The organism is Paenibacillus sp. FSL R5-0473 (assembly GCF_038004565.1).
GTDB classification, from domain to species: Bacteria; Bacillota; Bacilli; order Paenibacillales; family Paenibacillaceae; genus Paenibacillus; species Paenibacillus amylolyticus.
In genome coordinates this window covers 1,315,127-1,339,329 of the sequence record NZ_JBBORL010000001.1, presented here as the reverse complement: position 1 = coordinate 1,339,329, position 24,203 = coordinate 1,315,127, and the positions used below count along the sequence as shown (strand labels likewise).

The window sequence follows — 24,203 nt, the reverse complement described above, 5'->3', positions numbered from 1 at the left end:
TTTGCTTTGGCTCGTATGGTGCACTATTTTTAGAATTGACAAATGGCGGGAGGAGCACGTATGATTCTGTTCAACATCAAAACTAAACTTTTTCTGGTTCTCGTCCTCGTATCGATCGTGCCAATTATCGTTGTTTCTGTCAGTTCCTATCGCAGTTACACGAAGCTGGTGAATGAGCAGACCTCTCTCGTGACGTCGACAACTATAGGCAATTCGGTCAAGAGCATGGAGGAAATTTTGCAGAACATCGACCGGATCTCTGTCACACTCCTTCAGCAGTCTTCCAATGCAACCGCTTACAGCACTGTGAGTGATGAACTAATCAAGTTGAATGGTACCAACGATCAATATGAAATCTTCATGATCCGCAGCAAATTGAAACTGATCTTTGAAAACATTCTGCTTGGTTACAATTACATCAATGGTTTGTACCTTTTCACACCTGATGGCAAATGGATAAGTTATGGCAGTAGCGGCACTGACCTACGCCTCGATTATGTCGCACTTCGCGATGAGTGGTATCTGGATACGATCCAGCGTAAAGGCGATTTGTATATTGGTGAAGTTGGCGTCAAACCTTACATCATTAACGCCAAGGAATCCATTGGCTTCTCCAGAGCTCTTTACGATCCCAACAACAACGAGTTCCTAGGCGTGTTTATGCTGGATTGCAGTATGAACATTTTTGACGGTCTAAAACGTAATCCGGCACCAAGCTTGTCCAATCTATATCTAGCGAACGACGCTGGCGAGATCCTGTACTCCAGCGACGGAAGTAGAGTTCGCACGCCTCTCTCCGATACTCTGGCTGCGGCAACGCATCAAGTCGGCAACAGTTCACAGTACAAATTCATCCAAGATAACATGATGACGGTAATTCAAAAGGTTCCCGGCCGCAATTGGAACGTGATTGCCAACATCTCTATGGATCGGCTGTATGAGGAGTACAACATCTCGCAAAAGTTGCTGTTATACGTGGCCATAAGTTGTGCCGTCATTTTCCTTCTACTTTCCTTTTTCTTGTCCAATCTGATCACCAAACCCATCATCGAATTGACCAAACTGATGCGCAAAACCAAATCTCATCGTTTTGTGACCATCAAGCCTCAAGTAACGAGGCAAGTCGACGAGATTGGAATCCTTTACCATGAGTTCAACAAAATGATGAAAGACATCGATACGCATATCCGAGAGAGTTACCAGAATAAAATCCTCATGCTGGACTCCCAGATGAAGGCATTGGAAGCACAGATCAACTCCCATTTCCTCTACAATACGCTGGAGTCGATTAATAGCATTGCCGAGATCGAAGAAGTTGAGAGTATTGTGGTGATGACCAAGTCACTCGGGGACATGTTCCGCTACAGCATCAAAACGGACAGCGAGCTGGTCGCGGTCAGCGAAGAAATTCAGCATGTAGAAAACTACATGGCCATCCAGCAGATTCGGTATGGTGACAAGTTCGCGTTCAACCTGAATTTGGACCCGGAAATTCGGAGTCGTCGCATGCTGAAACTTCTGTTGCAACCACTCGTGGAAAATGCCATCTATCACGGGTTGGAGAACAAACGTGGGAAGGGTTCCGTTACCATTACCGGGTTGTTTCAGGGGGACAGCATCGTGTTCGAGATCTGGGACGATGGCGTGGGCATGTCCTCAACGCAAGCGGAAGAACTTCGACAATTGCTCCAGCAGCCACCTGAATTCGTCGCCGTTGGTCAAAGGCATAAACAAAGCATCGGCATCAAAAACGTGCATTCACGAATTGCTTTGTATTACGGAGAGGGTTACGGCCTTTCGTTTCATACCGATTTGAATACAGGAACTCGAATTACACTCGAAATTCCGGCCAATTGGGAAAAGAGGTGACCAAGAAATGTATACGTATATCGTTGTGGACGATGAACCCTTGATCCGCAAAGGTTTGTTGAAAAAAATCGGGAATTTTGAGCACTCGCTTGAACTCTTAGGCGAAGCAGATAACGGGGCAGATGCCTTGGCTTTGATTGAATCGTTCAAGCCGGACATTATCTTTACGGACATGCGCATGCCTGAGGTCGACGGCAAGCTGTTGATCAGGACAGTATGCCAGCAATATCCGCGTATCAAGTTAATTGTCATTAGCGGACATACCGATTTTGATTATATGCAGGAGGCCATCTCTGCGAAAGTTGTAAATTACCTGCTGAAGCCTTTTAGCCGGGATGAGATCCACGGTACGCTTCACCAAGCCATCCAAGCCATCGAACAGGAGCGCTCTCTTCAGCGGGAAGTCGTTCTAAGAGAAGTAGAAACGGAGCAGATGAAAAGGGATGCAGACATGCAAGCCTTCCTGAATTATGTGCTGGCTCCCCATTCATCCATCAAAACACCTGTGTTCCGCTCTGCGGAATTTGCCGCCATCATGGCATCTGACCAGTTCATTTTATTGACGATTTATGGTCCTCAACCGCTTACAGCACAGCAACTACCTACCTTTTCGAATGGCCTGTACATTCCTCATCCACAAACGGATCAAGTACTGTTTTTCCTGATGCATGATCTGGATTGCTCAGGCCAGCTTGATTTGCAGAAAATGGCGGAACAAACTGCGAGTATCATTTTGACCAAATCCGAAACTACGGATTGTTGTGTGGGGATCAGCTTGCCTCATACAGGCATTGGTGGGGTCCGAGAAGCTCATCATCAAACGATCCTTGCGTTGGACGAACGAGCCATTACCGATTTTGGCAAATGTTACGTATTTTCACGGGAGCAATTTCCTTTACATCAACTGAAGTGGGCTCGAACATATGAACTGTTATTTTTTATAGAGAGCGGGAATGTGCCGAAGGTGGAAGAGCTCATCACCGATTTCTTTGCTTTCTACATACGCCAGCCTGACGCTTTGCTTGCCCACCTGAAAGAGCAGTGCAGAGACATTATCACGGAAACCAAACGGCTGCTGAGTAACTATATCCAGAACGGAGGTAACAGTAGCGCCTCTTCCAGCTTGGAGGCCGTCCTGAACGTCTCGTTCGATATGGAGTGCATTAGGCATTACATGGTAAAGGTGCTGACGGGAACAGCTCTTCTGCTTAAGGAAGACAACCCCTACGCATCAGATCAAGTGATCGACAACGTCAGGACATATATCGATAATCACTATACCAAGGATTTAACGCTGGATTGGGTATCGTCCCTGTTCTACCTGAACCCGAGTTACCTCAGTCATTTATTTAAAGAAAAGACATCCGAGAACTTCACTGATTACGTAAACAGACTACGGATCAGGCAAGCCAAGCAGCTCTTAACGAGCACAGACGATAAAATCTATCGGGTTGCCAAACAGCTGGGTTACGACAATCCAAAATATTTTTTTCGGGTGTTTAAAAAATTGACCGGTTGGACTCCAGAGGAATACCGAAAGCAACACAAATCCTTCACCGCAAACAACAAGGAACCAGGCCATGTATGATGGCCCAGTTCCTTGTTTTCGTTGTTCTGGTTCTTAGTGATCCAACCGTTCTATTATCCGGTCATGCACACGGACAATAACAGTTGCAAGTTGTGCCCGTGTAAGGGTGCTCTGTGGTTGTAACAGTTTATCCGGCGTACCTTGGAATATACCAAGCTGAATGGCCGTTGCCATGACTGCCCGGTTATTTGGTGTCAGCTGGACCTGATCCTTAAAATCTTCCAGCCATGATTCAACCTCTGCTTCTGGCAGTTTCGTATCCACTCCAGACAAGTTCAGCGCACGAACGAGCACCATTGCCATGTCCTCACGTGACATTGGGGCATTTGGCAGGTACTGCCCTTCTTCCATCAGGCCATATTCCTTGGAGGCTCGCAAAATCGGATCAAACCATTTCTCGTTTGCTGCCGCTCCCATCGGTTCAATTCCTAACGCATTCAATGCAGCCATCAACGTTTGGGCTGATGTTGTCGTTCCTTGGGGTTGCATGCTGCGTTCCGATACGCCATTGATCAACAGCAAGCTGTTGGCTTTAGCTATATCTTTGGCATACCAGGCTGAAGGCTTAACATCAACAAATTCGCGGAGCGAGTGAATTGCAACGTACGTTCCCCCTTGGTTTAGCAGTACTTTCCATACCTTGTTTCCGTTTGTGTCTTTGGTCAACACGCCAGGCACCGGCGTAAGTTGGCCTCCTGCTCCAACATATGCGATTGCTGTGGAGTTTGCAGCTACGACATCGTTAACAGGCAGCGCTGCAATGACATACGTGTTCTGCTTATCTTTGATGGATACGTTCCATGGATCACCGATGACCCGGATGCCAGATGAGCGGATACTTGCTGCCTTAGCTTGATCAGCAACATCCCCCGTTTGCACGGTCACGACAGTAGAAACATTGCCCTCCGAATCCGTTTCGCCTTCAGTCTCGGACCCGGATGCTGGTGGCTTAACAGGAGTTCCAACACTACCTGATCCAGGCGTGCTTGGCGAATCAGGATTCGTTCCTGGATTTGTGCCTGGATTTCCTGGATTTGTTCCCGGCTCTTTCAACGTAAATGACAAACTGTCAATCCGAAGATCCGGTTCATGAAACACCAGATACAGATCATGTACGCCGCTCACGGCAGCAGAAATATCCGCCTCTACGTCAACGTACCCTAATTCCTTGACCGTTACGTTAGCATTGCTAATCTTGTAGGAGACAGGTTCTGTCACTGGTACGTTCCATACAGCAAGCGGTGCGGTATCGAGCGCATCCGCATGCAACGAGATCGTGCCACCTTGCACATTAGATGCGACAGTTGCCCTAACCTTCTGCGCACCTGTCAGGTCAGCCTTAGGCAACGCGATCCACGATCCATTTTGTTTGGACCGAACTGCGTAATAACCTCCAACAATCGCTTTGGCTTTTAATTGAGCTGCCGTGCGTTCCTTGGACACTTCGTGGTAAACGACTTCATTTGAAGCAAACGCATGATCAAATACATTTATGGGTTGGGTAAGGGGTAAGGTCGCAATCGACTTCCCACCAATGCTTAATGCCTTCGATACTTGCACGTCTGCATCCGCTGCCGAGGTCCCAATCATGAATTCATAACTGCCCTGTTCAACGATCCATTCACTCCGATTCACATCCCATAATGCCAGCGTTTGTGGATCAACTTGCAACAGGACTTCTTTTGTTTCACCCGGAGTGAGATGAATCTTCTCAAATGAAACCAGCTTCTTTTTAGGCCCATGTGCGCCGTATGCAGAGTTGCTGTTACGGGTGTACAGCTGCACAACCTCGGAAGTGGCTACGTCTCCTGTATTGGTTACGCGGACCGACACCGTGAATGGTTCATCTCCCGTTACAGAAGACGATACGGTCAGGGAATCGTACGTAAAATCAGCATATGATAACCCGTAACCAAACGGATAGGTCACTGTGGCATCTGTATACATATAAGTCAACTCAGATTCAATGGGGTCTGCATTCGTCATATCAACCGTAAATCGGGGGTCAATGTCGTCAAGACCAGTAGAATTCCCTTCTGGTACGACATAAGAACTAATAGATGGAAAAGCATCCATGCCTGCATACCATGTGGACGTCAGGCGGCCTGTCGGCGCGTAATCTCCGTACAATACCTGGGCCAGAGCATACGAATCGTATTGACCGCCATATGGCTGGTAAACGATCGCCGAGACGTTAGGGTTGTTCTGAATGCGCTCCATGTTTACAGGGAAGCTCGATTTAACCACGACAACGGTTTTCTTACCCTGGGTTGCAAAGGCAGCAGATACTTTGTCGACCAGTTCATAATCAGACTCGCCCATATCGAGGGTAGACCGGTCGTTACCTTCTCCTGCGCTATGTCGTGGAATTGCGCCGACAAAGACGATGGCATAATCGTCTTCCGTGGCTCTTGCTACTGCCTCTTCGCCCACGTTCTTCACCACGGTCTTCTCAAACTTCACCTCGTCCGGGCGATTCGCAGCGCTATCCTTGCTTCCCAGTGGAGATGATGCTGTTACGAGCTTGCCAGCGTCATCTACCTGGATGAAGCGCCCGTTGGCGTAATACCAATTTGTAAAGTCACCAGAGAATCCTGTACGGTACCCATTGGTAACAATAGACATTGAGCCATCCTCGTTCGTTTCCATTCGTAATGTTGGGGGTATGGCACTCGTATCACCCATCATCTCAGGAAGGTTCCAATCATTGTTCGTCAGATTGAGGCTGGTACGATCCGTATTGCCAACTGCTGCATGATTGGTCGCAGGGGAAGTCACCCAACGCTGGTTATACAGCGACAATAAACTTGAACCCGCCTGACCCCAATCGTACACTCGGAACAAGTGGGAGAAACTGGTCTCATCTGGGGCATCCGACGTTGTGATGAGCTGAGCTCCCTCCGTGCCTGCATTTGGACTATACACGTCCGCTGTGACCGTTTGTTGATTCGCTTTAGAGGTTAGTGCAATGACTTCATTTCCTGGGGCATAGTTTACGTTATTGCTGCCATTCATTTTAATGATTGAGAGCAGTGGAGATTCACCGGCGTTTTCCACCGTAGGTGTCGCGCCAACTGAATACGTCGTCTTGAAGCGTGCGTCGGCATACACCCCAGAAACAGCAGCGTCATTTCCTTTTTCCAGCGGAAGTGTGCCGTCATTTTTCAACAAAACAACGCTCTCCTGTGCCGCTTGAAGTGCTATTTCCTGATGGTTCACTTGGTTATAATCGGAAGGCGGAGACGTCCTGACATCCCTTGCTTCCTGGGCAAAAGGATAGTTTTTCGGTATGCCCTGCTCATCAGTTTCATTAAAAATCCCCAAACGTACCAGCTGGTTTACATGTGGTCTGGCTGCTTCTATAAGTTCTTCCTCGGTGATTCCATATTCCCCTTGCTCTACAAGCGCCACCAGATCGGTCACATCCGCAGGTGTCGTCCCTGACGGCCGACCCGCATTCGCCTGAGCAAGCGCCATGAGAACGGTTGCATGACCGCGGTCCACGGCATAGCGGTCGTCATATCCATTTCCGAGTTGGTTCGCGTTGGATACAATTGCATCTCCATTGAAATCGGGCGAGCTGTATACGCCATATTTGGCGTCCAAATTGGCTAATAATTGTAGCGGGGAAAGGATGTTTGGAATGCCGTTAGTCCGGCCATAAGATGTCATTGTGCCCGCCAGCGCACCTGATTCAAATCCAGGGAGCGCAGCTCTGGTTTGGTACTCAAACAATGAACGCGCGCTTGCACTGTTATTCGCTGTCTGCCTGAACCACTGCGCGTTATATACGGAGTAATGCTTTGTCCCCACCGCAGCCCTCATCCAGAATCCATCTTCGCTGGTGGACTGATCAATTCCGCTAAGACCCGAAGCCATCTTGTCGATCAAGACTCCGGCCATATTGGGATCTTCAGAGAATCCTTCATCGAAGCGACCGCTAAGCGGATTGATACGCATATCACTGACCACACTGAACGCCACGCTGAGGGAAGGATCATTGCCCCCATGAATGTTGGATTCGCCCTGCTTGACCTTTAATTTGCTGATTTTCTCGTTCCCCATCACTTCACCGATATCGGACAAAAGTTCTTTGTTCCAGCTCTGTCCCATGCCAATCAGAGCAGGAAAATCGGTCGAGACACCCTGAACATTATCTGCAGCAGATAACGCACCGGGAATGACCTTGCCCGCATGTTTCCCCTGCTTCAATGTGTAATGGTTTCGCGAACCCGTCACATAAACGGCTGGACCTTCGAGGCCAGTGTATTCGAAATAGGTGTCTACGTATGCATCCAGATGCGCTGGCACGCCATCAAATAATGGCATCCCGTCAAAGACACCTCCCTGCTGAGTTTGGAACTTTAAAGTACTTGTCGTAGATGCTGATAGTGGCGTCGCTCCCCAGGACCCCCATGTCAGACTGACCACGGTGATGATGGCAATCACTTTACCGCCAATCTTCTGCTTGAAACCTCTAGTCAAAGTCAATGTTAACCCTCCCCTATTTGTAATCGCTTACAATTTGGTACTCACTCATTATAGTTGGAGGAATGGTACATTTTGTTTATGGGTTGAGGTACAGTATTTTTAGATATTACGGTTATGTATCGTTAAAGGATAAATTTGGATTCATATTAAATATAAGCCTCATACTCCACCCATCACTGTACTAAGATGCTCGATTTAACCAACAAAACTACTCAATGAAAAATTTTGTTTTTGCGGTAACACAAGCCAGGTCATGGGTCATTTCGATAACTACAACGAATATTCAACCGAGTACTGCCACAAGGCTTGTCCCTGGTTATTCAATCAAAAGGGCGTTCCATAAGTCATCTTCCTGACTTATAGAACGCCCCACCCACTAAAATTACTTCATAAACATTCGATGTAATTTGGTTTTTTATAAAATGAACTCCAGCTACACAGTAACGGAGAGTGCAGAACCAATCTGAAGAAGCGAAGCGCTCGCCTTTATCCCCGGATTTTACCCTTTCAAAGGGTGATTCAAAAAAATCCGGGGATAACAGCGATCGAAAGATGGTACTGCACTCGTAGTGGCCACGTGTAACACCCTGTAGTTCATTTTACCCCACCCAACATTACATCGAATCCCTACCTAAACATCCCCCACAGCTTAATCAAATGAAACGTATTGTTTGGATCAATCTTCTGCGCGAGCACAAAAGCAACAAACTGCTCCTCCTGCGCCGGAGAGAAATTCTCATTCATAATAACTGCCGAAGACTTGACCAACCTTCTGACCTTGGCCTTATCTTGCAGATCAGACTTGGTCACGCCATCAATCAACTTTTTGATACGCTCTTTGACAGCGGGATTTTTCATCTTTAATTTGATCCGCTCCACCAGCTGCGGACTAATTCCATATTGTTGATAACCCAAAACACATAGCACCTCCCAAAAGAATGAACTCACTTCTTATTCATATGTCGGGAGGGCTTGTACACTTGTCTTTTTTTACAAAGGTAATACGAAAAACTCGCTATTATGGCAAGCTCTAGTCAATCAAATCACCCTTGAATACTTGCTGTTGCTGTAGGAAATCACGCAGAGGTGCATAGTCCATAGAGGTCCAGAAGGTCGCATCCTCAATTAAGTGGGTCACGTCATCTCTGGCTTGTTCGAGCACAGCAAAATCGGCAACCATATCGGCAAGACGGAACTCGGGTAATCCGCTCTGCTTCGTACCAAAGAAATCCCCCGGACCCCGGAGATCCAGATCCCGCCGGGATACCTCGAATCCATCCTCAGTTTCCGTCATGACCTTCATGCGTTCCTGTCCAACCTCCGTCTTGGGATCAGCAATGAGTACACAATAGGAAGCATGCGCACCACGACCGACCCGACCACGAAGCTGATGCAGCTGGGAGAGACCGAAACGATCCGCGTCCATAATGACCATCAACGTGGCATTTGGCACATCGACCCCAACCTCGACAACGGTGGTGGAGACAAGCAACTGAATATCATTGCTATAAAAGTCCCGCATCATCTCTTCTTTCTCCGCAGCCGTCATCCGGCCATGCAACAGACCTACACGATATTTTGGAAAGTTCTGCTGCATCTGCACATGCAGATCAATGGCATTCTGCACATCCAGCTTCTCCGACTCTTCAATGAGCGGACAGATCAGATAAGCCTGACGTCCCTGATCCACTTCTCTCGAGATAAAACCGAGCACCCGCTCCATCATATCGTGTTTGACCCAATACGTGGAGATGGGAATCCGCCCTTTCGGACGCTCTGAGATCGTGGATACCTCAATATCCCCAAAAGCTGTAATGGCCAGTGTCCGCGGAATAGGCGTTGCCGTCATCGTTAACACATCCGGATTATATCCTTTGCGTCGTAAAACGCTGCGCTGATTCACCCCGAAGCGATGCTGCTCGTCCGTCACCACAAGACCCAGATCACGGAAGAAAACATCTTCCTGAATCAGGGCGTGTGTACCCACCACGATATCAATCATGCCCATTTGCAATGAGGCGATCAGATCTTTACGTTTGCGTCCATTTACACTGCCCGTTAACAGCCCTACGGTTACCCCAAACGGTTCAAACAGCTTTTGCAGTGACCGCATATGCTGCTCCGCCAGAATCTCCGTAGGCACCATCAGAGCCCCTTGGAATCCAGATCGAACAGTCGTGTATAGTGCAATTGCCGCAATAACCGTTTTGCCCGATCCTACATCACCCTGCAATAACCGATTCATTGCATAGGGGGAACGCATATCATGCAGAATTTCAAGCTCCACCTTTTTCTGAGCATCTGTCAATTCAAAAGGTAAACTGCGTACAAACTCACGAATCGTCGTATTGTCCGTGGTATGCACTACACCATCCATGCGATTTCGGTTGAGCGCACGATACGCCTGCATTTTCAACTGGAACAGAAACAGCTCTTCATACACCATCCGCTGTCTGGCCTGCTGACCTTCCCGGTTGTCCTGTGGACGATGAATTCCAGCAATCGCTTGTTTACGAGGCATCAAGCTGTATTTCTTCATCAAGGACTGAGGCAGAATCTCAGGAATCATATCTCCGAATTGAATTAATCCCTGATTGATCGTTTTCCGCATCCATTGTTGCGTCAGTTTGCCGGTTACCGAATATACAGGTTGCAGTGTACCTGAACGCCCATCGCCTTTATCAGGGAACTCCGAGTCAGTCACGGTCATCTGCATGCGTTTTTGTTCCCATTTTCCCGTAATCACAATCTCCCGATTGGGTGTAAGTTGTTCTTTGAGGAAATGGCGATTGAACCAGGTGGCTGTAATCATCCACTCTTCCGTCATGATCTTACAGGTAAGACGGGACTTTTTACCGTATCGTTGTAATACAGGAATACCCATCACCTGTCCCTGGACCGTAATCTTGTCCCCATCCTTCACTTCACTAAGTGAACGCAGACGATAATCCTCGTAACGGAACGGATAATATTCAAGCAGGTCTTTAACAGTAGAGATGCCAAAGGCGTGAAGCTCTCCCTCTTTGAGAGCACTCACGCCGTTAATTTGCTTAACTGATATTTCTTCCAATTTCATGTCTAATCCCTCATTCCGGAACAGGCCACATAAAGATCGCAATGACACCAGGTCCAACATGACTGCCTATTACGGCTCCAATATTGGTATAGATCACTTCATTCAGTGTAAAATGACCCCGTAGCTGCTCTGCACAAGCGATCGCTGATCCCGGGTCAGCGGTATGACCTACCGCCAGGTTCACCCGTTTGCCTGCAAGATCCTTCTGAAACAGCTCAATAATGCGTGCCATTGCTTTTTTATGACCTCTGACTTTCTCAACTGCGTAGATAACGCCTTCTTCATCAATAGACAGGATCGGCTTAATGTTAAGCAACGTTCCCAAGATGGCTGAAGCTTTGCCAATCCGACCGCCCTTTTGCAGATACTCCAAAGTATCTACAAGAAAGAACAACTTGCGAGATTGTTGCATCCCTTCAATAGCCGCAGCGATTTCGACTGCTGACTTGCCCTGTTCGGCAAGTTCAGCAGCCTGTACCACCATTAGACCGTATCCATAAGATGCTGACTTCGAATCCAGCACGGTGATGTCACCCTCAGTCTCAAGCAAAGACTTGCCAAGCATGGCCGATTGATAGGTACCACTCATGCCGGATGACAGGTGGATCGATACAATCGGGCGTTCCGGGTTCTCATCAAGAAGTGATTGGTACACATCCATGAAATCGGTTGGAGATGGCTGTGAAGTTGTAGGCAACACAGATACCTTCTTCAACTTTTCGTAGAACTGTTCCGAAGTCAGATCAACGCCATCTGCATAGGTCTCTTCACCGAACAGAACACGTAGCGGAACAATATGAATCCCGTATTTGCGAATGAGTTCTTCGGGAATATCTGCCGTACTGTCTGTTACTATCGTAACCTTGTGGCTCATGACTCTCCTCCTCTTCGCTAGAGTGCTATAAGTACATGTTCAAAAAGTCAACTAGAGACTTTTTGAACAACCTTTATTAGGACTCTACGGAGAACAAATAATAATACACAGGCTGTCCTCCAAGATGTACCTCTACCTCAGCATCAGGATACTGTACTTCAAGCCATGCAGCGAGGGCAGCAGTAACCTCAGGGTCAGCTTCTTCCCCTTCAAGGATCGTCACCACTTCATCTCCACTCTCCATCATCTGTTTGAGCAGACCTTCACATGCTTGAAGCATGGTTTCATCCGTCGCTACAATTTTGGAGTTATGAATACCGATATAGTGCCCCGCCTTGATATCCAATTCATCATATTGCGTATCACGAACCGCATGAGTCACTTGACCGGACTGTACCCGGCTGATGGCCTCCAACATTTGGTCACGGTTTGTTTCCGCAGACTCATCTTCCTGGAAAGCAAAAGCAGCAGCCATTCCCTGTGGAATGGTCTTGCTTGGAATAACCGTAATCCGGCGCTCATCTTCAAGCAATTCACGAGCCTGCTCCGCAGCCAGTACAATATTCGAGTTATTCGGGAGTATAAATACCTGCTCCGCAGCAATGGAACGAACGGCTTTTACAAAATCCTCAGTACTCGGATTCATTGTCTGTCCACCGGACAGAACAACATCAACGCCAAGACTTTGGAAAATCTCTGCAATACCGTCACCGGAGGATACCGCAATAAAACCATACGGTGCCATCTCATCTGCAGGAAGCACAGCCTCTTCCATACTGCGCGCTGCCTCAGGTGGAATCTCTGCAAACAATTCAGGTGATGGAGCAATGTCCATGCCTGCTGTCAGGAGATCCCGATGCTGTTCACGCATATTGAGAATATGAATCTGTGTAATCTCACCATAATGCAGCGCCAGGTTTAATACATCGCCTGGTGTCTTGGAATGGACATGAACTTTGATGACTTCATCGTCGGCAATGATGATGATCGAATCCCCATTAACTGACAACGCTTTCCGGAATGCTTCGTCATCAAATGCCACTCCTGCGTTCTCTCCAAGCTCACGATTAATGAAGAATTCCATATCATACAGGAATTCAATATCTTCCGTTTCCAGTCTCGCCTGAGCAGACAATGGCATCTCCGGTGCAATCACCTGCTGCTGTGCAGGCTTCTTGATATCCACTTCTGTCGGTGCAGCCGGTTTCAAAGCAGATGCTACCACGGATGGGGTTACTTCTTTGTTCAGTGAAGTACGACTCTCTCCGTCACTTTGCAGCAATACTTCCATAAAGCCCTCGTAGATATATACAAGCCCCTGACCACCTGAATCCACAACACCAACCTGTTTCAGTACAGGCAGTAATTCCGGAGTCATTGCCAGTGCTTCTTTTGCTTTTAACAAAACTTCATTCATTAATTCAGTAATATCATTCGTCCGTCTTGCGTAGTAGTTGGCATGTTTCGCCGCTTCCTTGGCTACGGTAAGAATGGTCCCTTCAACGGGCTTTACGACTGCTTTGTAAGCTGCGTCAACACCGTTCTGCAGGGCTGCTGCAAATTGGAGCGTATTCAGTTCCTCATAGGGAGCAGCTGAACGACTAAAACCACGGAACAATTGCGACAGAATAACTCCTGAATTCCCCCGTGCGCCCATAAGCAGGCCTTTCGATAGAATACCGGCAGCTTCGCCGATGGAGGCAGAACTTTTTCTTTTAATCTCTGCGACTCCTGCACTCATTGTCAAATTCATGTTCGTTCCCGTGTCACCATCCGGCACAGGGAAAACATTCAGGGAATTGACGTGCTCTGCATGCTGTCCAAGTTGTTCCGCTCCGGCAAGTACCATTGCGGTGAAATCTGTTCCATTTAAAGAACGTATACTCAAGTGAGAATTCCCCTTCCTAGCTTGATACACGAACACCTTGCACCAAGATGTGTCTGGTCTGTTCATGCGCTAACGCGGACTGCGTTATTCTTCGTCCATACCTTGTCCGGCACAGGCATACAATACAACATGTCAGCCGGATTAACGGTCTGGGCGGCCGGGCTACCAATATCCTGCACTCTCTGCACCCCTAACTTCGGGGCATACGGATATGCACCGGTATCAAGAGCCGGCATGAATGCCGCATGGAGACTGGTGCCAATGATGGAATGCCGCAGCTCACAGCGTTGCCAAAAAAGCAGACCACCGACCTCTAAGTACGGTTTATTCTCCGACTTCCTCGCGGCAACAGCCTGTTCACCACTGTATTATGGACTACTCAACATTGTACTATATTAGACAGGAGAAATAAATAAAGTTTTTGGATCAGTTGACGAAGCTTTTTTAATTATGATATTATATTCAAGTATTGTTTTATGCAGGTTAAGTAATGGAAATGATCCGGTTCATGCCGGCTTAAACAACGCCATTAGCTACTGAAACCTGATCTTTATGATCAGGAAGAACAATTTAGTCCTTATGGAATGACTTTTCGTTTCTGAAGGCAACTGGTTATTTTAGGATAGGAGGTGTAATCTATGTCTCGCAAATGTTATGTGACAGGTAAGAAACCGGGCACCGGTAACCACGTATCCCACGCTAACAACCGTAACCGTCGTACTTGGGGCGTAAACGTTCAGAAGGTCCGCATTCTCGTTGACGGCAAACCAAAACGTGTATACGTAAGCACCCGTGCACTGAAAGCCGGTAAAGTGACTCGCGTATAATCACGCAAAGCTACTATAAATCGGGTAAGCAAAAAGCACCTTGTTCCTTGCAGGTGCTTTTTTGGTATTCAAAAAAGGGATTCTTGAATACGCTCATTAACATGTGAATGGCCGCCGCATGGCGCTTCGCAGGTACGAATTCCAGATAAGCCTGAGCCAAAGCGGCGGTATTCCCTGTTACCTTATCAATCGGATCAGTGCTTTTGAAACGTATTAAGAATCGCCTTTACAAACCCTCCCAAAAACTTCGGCAGTTTGAATGTGTAAAATTTCATAATTCACCCTCCCCATCATGCTCATGCGTCCGCCGTATCCTATGCTTCAGGCCTTCTTTACCTCAAACACGACAAAAAAGGCTACATGAGAAACCTGCTCATGTAACCATATTTATGCGGAACCTTCGATCCCTATTCCACAATGACAAGCCCGAAGATCAGGTCATTTACGTTTGGGCAGGAATATATTGATAGGCAGCGATCATGAAAACACTCAGTAAATAATACAGTATGCCGAAAATGACAAAAGTAACCCGATGTCCCGTACGATCAAATTTGCGGAAATACATAATAACAACGCCTACCCCAATTAATGACGTAATAGCATTAAACGGGGATTGAATAACCGCAAACAAAGCAAGCACAAGTCCCGTCACGAGACTCGCAGCCATCGTCCACAGTGTCTCCTTGAGGGTCATAGATCAGCCTCCGTAGCTACGGCGAATTTCAGTAATCGCGGCAGCACGATCCTCACGTCCAAATACGGCACTCCCGGCAACGAGCACATCTGCTCCAGCTTCCACCACAAGAGGGGCTGTATCGGCAGCAATTCCGCCATCTACTTCGATATGTACATCATGGCGTCCCTTTTCGTTCAACCAGGTACGAATCTGCTTGATTTTGTTCATGGTACCCGAGATGAAAGCCTGTCCGCCAAATCCAGGATTGACCGTCATAACAAGAACCATATCCACATCATCCAGAACTTCGAGAATGGCAGATGCTGGCGTTCCTGGATTAAGGGCAACTCCTGCCTTCACTCCTTGCTCCTTAATTAGATGAATAACGCGGTGCAAATGCACACAAGCCTCAGCATGAACGGTAATTACCGCTGCACCCGCTTTGGCAAATTCCTCAACATAACGCTCCGGATTCTCAATCATCAAATGCACATCGAGCGGCAAGCTTGTATGTGGAGCGATTGCCTTCACAATCGCAGGTCCAAGCGTAATATTAGGGACGAAATGACCGTCCATAACGTCAACATGAATCCAGTCTCCTCCTGCAGCTTGAGCTTCTGCAACTTCCGCACCAAGGCGGGCAAAATCAGCTGATAATATCGATGGGGCAATTTTAATCATGTTAATACCTCCGCTTCTTATCTTTCATTTCGTTCAGGAACAGCACATAGTGCTGATATCGGCTTTCGGAGATCAAACCTTCCTCCTTGGCCGCAAGCACACGACAGCCTGGTTCATGTGTATGGGTACAACCTCGGAATTTGCACTGATCTGCAAACTGGGCGAATTCGCGGAAACAAGTGGAGAGTTCCTCCACACCGATCTCCAGAAAGTCCAGTTGGCTGAATCCTGGCGTATCTGCAACAAATCCACCATTATCCAACGGAATAAGCTCCACGTGCCTGGTGGTGTGTTTCCCTCGTCCTAGACGCATGCTGATCGCATTTGTCTCCAGCGTCAGGCCCGGCATCAATGCATTTAACATCGAAGACTTGCCTACACCGGATTGTCCGGAGAATACGCTGATCTTACCAGCCAGACGGTCTCTGAGCAATTCACTGCCTTCACCGGTACGTGAACTTGTGGAGATCACTTCATAACCAACCTGCTCATACAATGCTTTCACTTCAGCAACAGTGTCTTTGGCTGGATCAGCCAAATCAAGTTTGGTCAACACAATGAGTGCATCCAGCCCCGCCTGCTCGATATGAACAAGGAACTTGTCCAACAGGTTCAGGTTCATATCCGGTTCCTTCACAGAAAACACGAGAACAGCCAAACTTACATTGGCTACAGGAGGACGGATAAGTTCCGTCTCACGCTTCCGAATTTCATCAACCGTTCCTTCTCCGTTCTCAGTCAACATGTAGCTGACGCGATCACCTACAAGCGGTGATGTTCCCCGCTTTCTGAAGATACCTCTGGCTCGACATTGAACGGCGGAACCTTCAACCGAAGGAACCCCGTTGTCTTCCACTGGCATGACATAATAGTAACCGCTTAGCGCTTTAACGATGATACCTTCTGGCATAGCTCCGACGCCCTCCTTTAGATGGTGGTACATTTACTCCAGACGCCAGCATAAGCCGCCCTTATGGACGGCTTGATGCGTTAATGACTTCCTTTTTCTTCTCTTTTTCCTTGCCGTGCCCCTTACCATTATTCATGGCAGAAGTGTCCTCATCTACGCTTTCACCCTCACCGTCTGCCGGTGTGGACTCAGGTTCACCTTCCTGATTGGAATCAACACTTCCCTCATCAACGCTACCTTCACCTGGATCAGGCTCATTTTCTGGCGGCGTCTCAGTGCTTTGTTCCGGGTCAATGGAAGGTACGTTTACTGTTCCGTTTTTGGCTTCACTGTAGGAGACAAGATACGTATCCAGGAACTGTCCATCACGATAGACGGACACAGCCCCATTTTCATTTGGAGCGAGTACAAGTGGAATGGTCAAGATCTGGGTTGAGTTCACGGTGCGAGTTCCCCATTCCTGATTCTTGCCACGTGCATCTTCATATGTGATACGGATTTTACTGTTTTTGCCCTCTTCTTTGGGTGATACATTGATATCAAAAGGATATTGCAGCGCTTCAGGTGGATACCCTGTGCTGATAAAGATTGTAATCTTATCGCCAGGACTCACATCTGCGCCCGCTTCCACAGGCCATTGCTGCGTCACTTTGCCCTTTTCTACCGTATAACTTTGTTCTTCCTGTACCTGAGCAAGCTCAAGTCCAGCAGATTTAAGTTTTTCTTCGGCTTCACTGCGGGTAAGATTTTTCAGATCAGGCATTTTGACCGTTTCAGTGCCTTTACTTACGGTTAACTCAATCTGAACTGTCTCTGGATCAAATTCCTCATTGACACCCGGTGTCTGGGAAATAACAGAACCTGAAGCCACATCATTGGAGAACTCGTCTTTCCGCTGAATCTGATCTTCCTTAATGCCAAGCGCAGTCAACTTCTTGACAGCCTCATCATAAGTTACTTGTTTGACATCAATCATCTTTAAAAGTTCTTTTTCTGCACCAACACTGATCTGGACCTCGGAACCTTCTTTGACAACATCGCCTTCTTTTCTGCTCTGTTCATAGACGATACCGGGTTCGACACCTTCCTGATACAAACGGATGACCTCATCACTGACGACGAGTCCTTTCTCCTCAAGCATTTCCCGAGCTTTTTCTTCCGTCTGGGTGATCACGTTAGGCACGGTTACTTCAGGTACAACCAGCATACCCTTGACATACCATACAACGCCCACCATGGCGATTAGAATAAGAACGGTTAATGAGATGAGTAGAGCTGGCTTCTTCCAACTCTTCGATTTTGCCTTACCCTTGCCAGTTTCTTCGTTAGACTCCATCACTGGCACCGCACCCGTCGATGTAACTCCGCGCGGTTCAGGCTTGATGGCTGGCATAACGCGAGTCTGATCTATATCATCCTCATCCGGAAAATCAATCTTCGTTTCATTACGTCTCTCCGGCATCAGGCAAGTTTCCAGATCGGTCTGCATTTCTTTGGCCGACTGATAACGTTCCTGCGGATTTTTACGCATGGATTTTAAGATGACATTTTCTACACTTTGCGGAATCAATGGATTGAATTTGCGTGGTTCATCGAACTCTTCCTGCAAATGCTTCAATGCCACACTGATTGGACTTTCACCCAGAAACGGAAGTTGCCCGGTAAGCATCTGGTAAAGTACGATCCCAAGAGAATATAAGTCCGATTTTTCACCAGTAACGATGCCTTTGGCATGCTCCGGTGAGAAATAATGTACAGAACCAACTACAGAACCCGTCTGCGTAATCGTTGTAGATGTAACGGCACGGGCAATCCCGAAATCCGTTACTTTCACGCGGCCATTCCGGCCAATTAATATATTGTGGGGTTTGATATCCCGATGAATGATTTGATTATGATGTGCATGATCAAGAGCATCTGCAATCTGGGAAGCGATTCGCACCGATTCGTCCACCTGCAGAGGGGCGCGTTCTTTAATAATTTCATTCAAGTTTTTGCCTTCCACGTACTCCATGACAATATAATGAACGTCATCTTCCTGCCCCACGTCATAAATGCTAACTACATTCGGATGAGACAGCGATGCTGCCGACTGTGCTTCCCTGCGGAAACGGCGAATAAACTCTTCGTCATGCACAAACTGTTGTCTAAGGACTTTGATCGCTACATTCCGGTTCAACAGAAGATCCTGGGCTTTGTACACAAGAGCCATGCCGCCACCGCCGACACGCTCAATCACTTCATAGCGTCCGCCTAGTTGGTGCCCAATCATGACTCACACCCCGTTTCCGTATCCACGGAACCTTCCCTCTGCAACTCGAACAAAGCAAGCGTGATGTTGTCGTCTCCCCCAGCAAGTAAAGCCAACTGAAGCAGTCGGTCTGCACGATCTTCCAATGCCAGTTCCAGATTGCCGGCAACCTGAATAATCTGCTCATTGCTGACCAGGTTACTGAGACCATCACTGCACAGTAGAAGAACTTCGCCTTCCTCCAGCTTGACGGTATCCAGATCTACCTTCACCTCGGCATCTGTTCCAAGCGCACGAGTTAGTACGTTGCGACGTGGATGATGGGACACATCCTCTTTGCTAATCTGACCATTTTTGAACAATTCATTCACCAGTGTATGGTCCTCGGTTAGCTGGATCACAGCTTTGTTCGCAATTTTGTAGGCTCTGCTATCACCGATGTGTCCAATAACACCTTCCGTATCGTTCAATAAAGCCGCAACCACCGTTGTTCCCATGTTGTGATACTTGTCATCTGTTGATGCCGTGCGGAAGATAACTTCGTTGGCATGCAAAATAGCATCGCTGAGAGCCGCAGACAGAGACGCATGTGACAGACCTGGTTCCAGTGTTCCCAGATCTTTCACCAACGTCTCTACTGCCAAGCGGCTTGCCGTATCCCCTGCAAGATGTCCACCCATGCCATCGGCAACAATACCCAGAATATATCCTGTATCGAGATTACGAATCCAGGCTGAATCTTCATTCACCGAACGCACTCGTCCGATATGGCTCACATGAACTGTTTTGATCAAAACGTTCTCACCTCAACTCCATATGCTTTGCACGAAGCTGACCGCAAGCGGCAGCAATATCATGTCCCTGTTCACGACGAATGGTTACATTAACACCCTGTTCCGAGAGAATCTTCTGAAAATTGAAAATGTCGCTTCTCGATGTTCTTACATATTTGCGTTCAGGTACATGGTTAACCGGAATCAGATTCACGTGGCACAACATGTTCTTAAGCACACTTGCCAGTTCTGCTGCATGCTCTGGCTGATCGTTTACCCCACCAATAAGTGCATACTCGAACGTAATTCTCCGACCTGTTTTGGCCAGATAATAACGAAGGGACTCCATCACGTCTTCAAAAGGAAAACGACGGTTAACCGGCATCAATTTCGAACGCAGTGCATCATTTGGTGCATGGATCGAAATGGCAAGGTTAATCTGTGTATCTTCATCTGCAAACTTGTAGATGTTCGGAACGATTCCGCTCGTGGATACCGTGATGTGACGCTGACCGATGTTCAGCCCTTTTTCATGAATCATAATGCGCAGGAAAGTCATCGTAGCTTCATAGTTTTCGAAAGGTTCACCCGAACCCATGATTACGATGCTGCTGACACGCTCGTTGCGTTCATCCAGAATTTTCTGAGCCTGCACAACCTGGGCAACAATCTCCCCAGCCGTAAGGTTACGCTTGAGACCACCCAATGTGGATGCACAGAACGTACAACCAATACGACAACCAACCTGTGTGGTTACACAGATGCTGTTCCCGTAGTTATGCTTCATGATTACTGTCTCAATGGCATGATCATCATGAAGACCAAAGAGGAATTTAACCGTTCCATCCTTGGATTCAAACTTGGTAATTTCCTTAAGCGTTACAAATTCAAATTGCTCTGTCAGTTTTTCACGCAATGGCTTGGACAGATTGGTCATTTCACTGAAATCATTCACGCGTTTTACATAAATCCAGTCAAAGATTTGGCCACCGCGAAACGCCGGCTCCCCATTCTCCACAGCCCATTGCTGCAGTTGTTCCAGAGAATAATCATATATAAAAGGTTTCATTTTGTTGTCAACACCTATTCCTTCTTTTCTTTTCGTTGGCTTCCTTCTTTTCGTTCCATTCGTCCTATTCTATCACAAAGACCACGTTACATCCATGTATACCCTTGATATCTGTACTTCATGCATTATAACATCTCAATGCCGCCATCGCACCCTGTCACCACATTCTCTGACAATTATATCGAAGTCCCATCACAAAGAAATCCGCCGAAGTTCCCCTCGGCGGTCATACTTCCGTGCTCTATTAAACTGTTATTCCGCTGTTTTTGTCAACCGTGCGATGAAAAATCCGTCGCTGTGAGCGTATTGTGGCAAAATCTGAATACCACCGTTCACAACCTTCAAGTTCGCTGTCTCCGATTCAGACCAGACGGATGCTTCTGCTGGGCTGTATTCCGGATGTCGATTCAAGAAGTCTGCAACCATATCCTCATTCTCAGCAGGCTCAATCGTACACGTGCTATACACCAGAATACCACCTGGTTTTAACAACGGCGCAACCTGATCAAGCAATTCACGTTGCAAGCCTGCGATATCTTCGATATCTTTTACGGTTTTGGTCCATTTCACATCAGGCTTGCGGCGAATAACACCCAGACCTGAACATGGTGCATCCAGCAAAATGCGGTCAAACGACGCTTCCGGGTACCGTTCATTCAGGTCTAGCGCATCTCCAGTTACAGCATCGATACAAGTCAGACCGAGACGCTCCGCCTGATCCAGGATCAGCTGGCGCTTGTGAGCATGTACATCATTCGCGACAATACGACCGCGATCCTGCATTTTCTCAGCCATGTGAGCTGTTTTACCACCTGGAGCTGCGCAGCAATCCAATACAAGTTGGTCTACTTCTGGCGCAACTGCTTCAGCGACAAGCATGGAACTTTCGTCCTGTACAGAGAACAACCCGTCCCGATACCAGGTCGTTAGAGCCATGTTTCCGCCACTACGTACAAGAATTCCATCGGAACTCAGCTGAGAAGCTTCAACGACTGCACCTGTACTGGTCATCTCATGCATCAGTTTCTCCCGTGTGGTCATTGTTGTGTTGACCCGGACACTCACCGCTGGCGGCTCATTATTCGCACGACAGATCGCTTCCGCTGTCTCTTCGCCGTACTGGGCAATCCAGCGTTCAACCATCCATAACGGGTGGGAATGCTCCAGTGAAATACGTTCTGCAGCGGGCAGATGTTCTGGAATACGAAGTTCATCCCGATTGCGGATCATATTGCGGAGCACTCCATTCACCATACCCGAGATTCCCTGATGGCCCAGTTTCTTCGCCAGATTAACCGCTTCGCTCACCACGGCATGCTCCGGAATACGATCCAGGTATATCATCTGATAGACGCTGATTCGCAGCAGGCTACGAACCCATGGTTGCAGTTTGGATACTCCTTTGGCGACGTAACGTTCCAGAAAATAATCAAGTGTATTCAATCTGGCGATTGTTCCATACACCAATTCGGTAGCTAGTCCAGCATCTGCGGGGCTTAAATCCGCCTCTTTCAGACGGCGGTTCAACTCCAGATTACTGTATGCTCCATCTTGCTCAACAGCACTCAGAACCTTGACTGCCAATGTACGAGCAGATGTTTTGGGTTGCTGGGAGCGCGATGCACCACCCGATTTACCCGAATTCGGACGACGGTTTCCTTCACGTCCGGATGAATTCCCATTAGCTTGCTGGCCTTTTCCTGACGAACGACCTGGTATATTACCGCTCATCGCAGCACCGTTCCAGGTTTCAGTGTACCACCACGAGCAAAGTCAGCGGCCTGCATCACCTTTTTACCTGCTGGCTGCACTTCAGTCAACCAGAGAGACCCATTACCTGTGCGGACTTCAATCCCTGCCTTATTCAATTGCAGCACCGTTCCCGGCTCTGCTTGTCCAGCATCTGAAGAAGTTTCTAGGTCCACCTGATCGGGATTAGCCGCAGCCCAAACTTTGAAGACCTGATCATCCCACATCGTAAATGCACCGGAGAACGGCACAAGACCACGAATCTGATTGAACAGTTCACGTGAAGTACGACTCCAGTCCATTTTCTCGTCATCCCGAGTCAGATTGCGAGCATACGAAGCCTCAGCATCATCCTGAGGGACCGCCGTTGTCTCGCCTGTAATCAATCGTGGCATTTCTGCCTGAAGCAGTTTGGAACCAGCCTCACTTAATTTATCAAACATCGATCCTGATGTATCTTCATCCGTAATTGGCAGTTCCACACGCGAGATCATATCTCCGGTGTCCAAGCCTTCAGCCATATACATCAATGTGACTCCTGTCACGGATTCCCCGTTAATAATGGAACGTTGAATCGGTGCTCCTCCCCGATATTTCGGTAAAAGAGAGCCATGCACGTTCACACAACCACGAACAGGCATATCCAGCACGGCTTTGGGCAGAATCTGTCCAAAGGCCGCGGTTACGATCAGATCCGGCTTCCATTCAGCCAAGCGGGCTACCGCTTCCGGATCACGCAATTTAACAGGTTGAAACACCGGCAGACCGTGGCGTTCTGCCGCGGCCTTAACCGGTGTTGGCGTAAGTACTTTTTTGCGTCCCTGTGGTTTATCAGGTTGAGTCACCACACCCACCACATTGTATCCCTCTGCCATCAGCATATCGAGAGAAGGAACTGCAAATTCAGGTGTTCCCATAAAAACAATATTCAAATCGATCACTCCTTAATTACGACGCGGTCCCGTTTGATCGGCTGCAATTTCGTACACTTTCTCGGCGACATCCGTAAAGAGTACGCCATCCAGATGATCAATCTCATGCTGGAATGCACGGGACAGCAAGCCACTACCCGTAATAATCAGCTCTTTACCTTCACGATCCAGACCTTTAACTGTAACGGTCTCGAAACGGCGAACATCACCATTAATTCCAGGGATACTCAGACAACCTTCAGGTCCAAATTGTTCTCCCTCACTTGCAATGATCTCCGGGTTAATCATCTTGATCAGCCCTTGCTCATCACCTGCGTCGATAACAATCAGACGTTTCAAAATACCGACCTGTGGCGCAGCAAGACCCACACCTTCCGCATCGTACATGGTATCAGCCATATCATCCAGCAATTTTTGTACATTTGGTGTAATTTTGGTTACTTCTTTGGCTCTCTTGTGGAGCACCTCATCTGGTTCTTGCACGATAATGCGAATCGACATGTTGTAAGCACCTTCCTAATCCTCATCATAATTTCAGGACGATATCTG

The 24,203-nt window shown here is 47.7% G+C and carries 18 protein-coding genes; 3 read left to right on the top strand and 15 right to left on the bottom strand.

The features are described 5' to 3' along the window. Positions 1-60: 60 nt before the first annotated feature. Entirely contained in the window at positions 61-1,869 is a 1,809-nt protein-coding gene (locus MKY28_RS05820) for a sensor histidine kinase (RefSeq protein ID WP_340935289.1), read from the top strand. A gap of 7 nt (positions 1,870-1,876) precedes the next feature. Next, positions 1,877-3,457: a response regulator transcription factor gene (locus tag MKY28_RS05815; RefSeq protein ID WP_340935288.1), complete on the top strand. Its 1,581-nt coding sequence runs from the start codon at positions 1,877-1,879 to the stop codon at positions 3,455-3,457. A gap of 33 nt (positions 3,458-3,490) precedes the next feature. On the opposite strand, the gene MKY28_RS05810 is transcribed toward MKY28_RS05815, so the two are convergent. The 5 genes from MKY28_RS05810 to MKY28_RS05790 form a co-directional block, all read right to left on the bottom strand. Then, positions 3,491-7,948, bottom strand: coding sequence for a glycoside hydrolase family 3 C-terminal domain-containing protein (locus MKY28_RS05810; protein ID WP_340935287.1), 4,458 nt, complete (start codon positions 7,946-7,948; stop codon positions 3,491-3,493). Positions 7,949-8,575: 627 nt separating this feature from the next. After that, a complete protein-coding gene (locus MKY28_RS05805) occupies positions 8,576-8,863 on the bottom strand; it encodes a stage VI sporulation protein F (RefSeq protein WP_036614589.1) in 288 nt (95 codons plus the stop codon). Positions 8,864-8,978: 115 nt separating this feature from the next. After that, entirely contained in the window at positions 8,979-11,024 is a 2,046-nt protein-coding gene (gene recG, locus MKY28_RS05800; RefSeq protein WP_076250891.1) for an ATP-dependent DNA helicase RecG, read from the bottom strand. A gap of 10 nt (positions 11,025-11,034) precedes the next feature. Continuing rightward, a complete protein-coding gene (locus MKY28_RS05795; RefSeq protein WP_036674905.1) occupies positions 11,035-11,898 on the bottom strand; it encodes a DegV family protein in 864 nt (287 codons plus the stop codon). 76 nt (positions 11,899-11,974) lie between these two features. Next, positions 11,975-13,786, bottom strand: coding sequence for a DAK2 domain-containing protein (locus MKY28_RS05790; protein WP_340935286.1), 1,812 nt, complete (start codon positions 13,784-13,786; stop codon positions 11,975-11,977). A 638-nt stretch (positions 13,787-14,424) separates the two neighbouring features. Here MKY28_RS05790 and rpmB point away from each other — a divergent pair. After that, complete coding sequence (rpmB, locus tag MKY28_RS05785; protein ID WP_017687459.1) at positions 14,425-14,613, top strand: 50S ribosomal protein L28; 189 nt, start codon at positions 14,425-14,427, stop codon at positions 14,611-14,613. A 194-nt stretch (positions 14,614-14,807) separates the two neighbouring features. Here rpmB and spoVM read toward each other — a convergent pair whose 3' ends face one another. From spoVM to def, 10 genes are all read right to left on the bottom strand, one after another. Continuing rightward, positions 14,808-14,888, bottom strand: coding sequence for a stage V sporulation protein SpoVM (gene spoVM, locus MKY28_RS05780; protein WP_017687458.1), 81 nt, complete (start codon positions 14,886-14,888; stop codon positions 14,808-14,810). A gap of 167 nt (positions 14,889-15,055) precedes the next feature. Continuing rightward, positions 15,056-15,307: a hypothetical protein gene (locus tag MKY28_RS05775; protein WP_047843680.1), complete on the bottom strand. Its 252-nt coding sequence runs from the start codon at positions 15,305-15,307 to the stop codon at positions 15,056-15,058. Between the two features lie 3 nt (positions 15,308-15,310). Further along, positions 15,311-15,970: a ribulose-phosphate 3-epimerase gene (gene rpe / locus MKY28_RS05770; RefSeq protein WP_017687456.1), complete on the bottom strand. Its 660-nt coding sequence runs from the start codon at positions 15,968-15,970 to the stop codon at positions 15,311-15,313. Position 15,971: 1 nt separating this feature from the next. After that, positions 15,972-16,880 carry a ribosome small subunit-dependent GTPase A gene (gene rsgA / locus MKY28_RS05765; protein ID WP_076328024.1) on the bottom strand — a complete coding sequence of 303 codons (909 nt, stop codon included), beginning with the start codon at positions 16,878-16,880 and terminating at the stop codon, positions 15,972-15,974. A gap of 61 nt (positions 16,881-16,941) precedes the next feature. Beyond that, on the bottom strand, positions 16,942-19,152 hold the full coding sequence (pknB, locus tag MKY28_RS05760) for a Stk1 family PASTA domain-containing Ser/Thr kinase (protein ID WP_036674900.1): 2,211 nt from the start codon (positions 19,150-19,152) through the stop codon (positions 16,942-16,944). Next, positions 19,149-19,925: a Stp1/IreP family PP2C-type Ser/Thr phosphatase gene (locus MKY28_RS05755; RefSeq protein WP_017687453.1), complete on the bottom strand. Its 777-nt coding sequence runs from the start codon at positions 19,923-19,925 to the stop codon at positions 19,149-19,151. Before MKY28_RS05755 ends, pknB begins: the two co-directional genes overlap by 4 nt. Positions 19,926-19,932: 7 nt before the next feature. After that, complete coding sequence (rlmN, locus tag MKY28_RS05750) at positions 19,933-20,973, bottom strand: 23S rRNA (adenine(2503)-C(2))-methyltransferase RlmN (protein WP_017687452.1); 1,041 nt, start codon at positions 20,971-20,973, stop codon at positions 19,933-19,935. 252 nt (positions 20,974-21,225) lie between these two features. Continuing rightward, positions 21,226-22,704 (bottom strand): 16S rRNA (cytosine(967)-C(5))-methyltransferase RsmB, encoded by a 1,479-nt coding sequence (gene rsmB / locus MKY28_RS05745; RefSeq protein WP_340030857.1) that lies wholly within the window; start codon positions 22,702-22,704, stop codon positions 21,226-21,228. Further along, complete coding sequence (gene fmt, locus MKY28_RS05740) at positions 22,701-23,654, bottom strand: methionyl-tRNA formyltransferase (protein WP_047843684.1); 954 nt, start codon at positions 23,652-23,654, stop codon at positions 22,701-22,703. The genes rsmB and fmt overlap by 4 nt, the downstream gene beginning before the upstream one ends. Before the next feature lie 12 nt (positions 23,655-23,666). Further along, the gene (def, locus tag MKY28_RS05735; RefSeq protein WP_017687449.1) at positions 23,667-24,155 is read right to left on the bottom strand and encodes a peptide deformylase; all 489 of its coding nucleotides are present in this window, start codon (positions 24,153-24,155) and stop codon (positions 23,667-23,669) included. Positions 24,156-24,203 lie beyond the last annotated feature (48 nt).

Bases quoted from the DNA above. Each gene is read 5' to 3' on its own strand.
- MKY28_RS05795 (WP_036674905.1), bottom strand. From the start codon at position 11,898: ATGAGCCACAAGGTTACGATAGTAACAGACAGTACGGCAGATATTCCC.
- MKY28_RS05775 (WP_047843680.1), bottom strand. From the start codon at position 15,307: ATGACCCTCAAGGAGACACTGTGGACGATGGCTGCGAGTCTCGTGACG.
- rpe (WP_017687456.1), bottom strand. From the start codon at position 15,970: ATGATTAAAATTGCCCCATCGATATTATCAGCTGATTTTGCCCGCCTT.
- MKY28_RS05820 (WP_340935289.1), top strand. From the start codon at position 61: ATGATTCTGTTCAACATCAAAACTAAACTTTTTCTGGTTCTCGTCCTC.
- def (WP_017687449.1), bottom strand. From the start codon at position 24,155: ATGTCGATTCGCATTATCGTGCAAGAACCAGATGAGGTGCTCCACAAG.
- rsgA (WP_076328024.1), bottom strand. From the start codon at position 16,880: ATGCCAGAAGGTATCATCGTTAAAGCGCTAAGCGGTTACTATTATGTC.
- rpmB (WP_017687459.1), top strand. From the start codon at position 14,425: ATGTCTCGCAAATGTTATGTGACAGGTAAGAAACCGGGCACCGGTAAC.
- pknB (WP_036674900.1), bottom strand. From the start codon at position 19,152: ATGATTGGGCACCAACTAGGCGGACGCTATGAAGTGATTGAGCGTGTC.
- rsmB (WP_340030857.1), bottom strand. From the start codon at position 22,704: ATGAGCGGTAATATACCAGGTCGTTCGTCAGGAAAAGGCCAGCAAGCT.
- spoVM (WP_017687458.1), bottom strand. From the start codon at position 14,888: ATGAAATTTTACACATTCAAACTGCCGAAGTTTTTGGGAGGGTTTGTA.
- MKY28_RS05815 (WP_340935288.1), top strand. From the start codon at position 1,877: ATGTATACGTATATCGTTGTGGACGATGAACCCTTGATCCGCAAAGGT.
- rlmN (WP_017687452.1), bottom strand. From the start codon at position 20,973: ATGAAACCTTTTATATATGATTATTCTCTGGAACAACTGCAGCAATGG.
- recG (WP_076250891.1), bottom strand. From the start codon at position 11,024: ATGAAATTGGAAGAAATATCAGTTAAGCAAATTAACGGCGTGAGTGCT.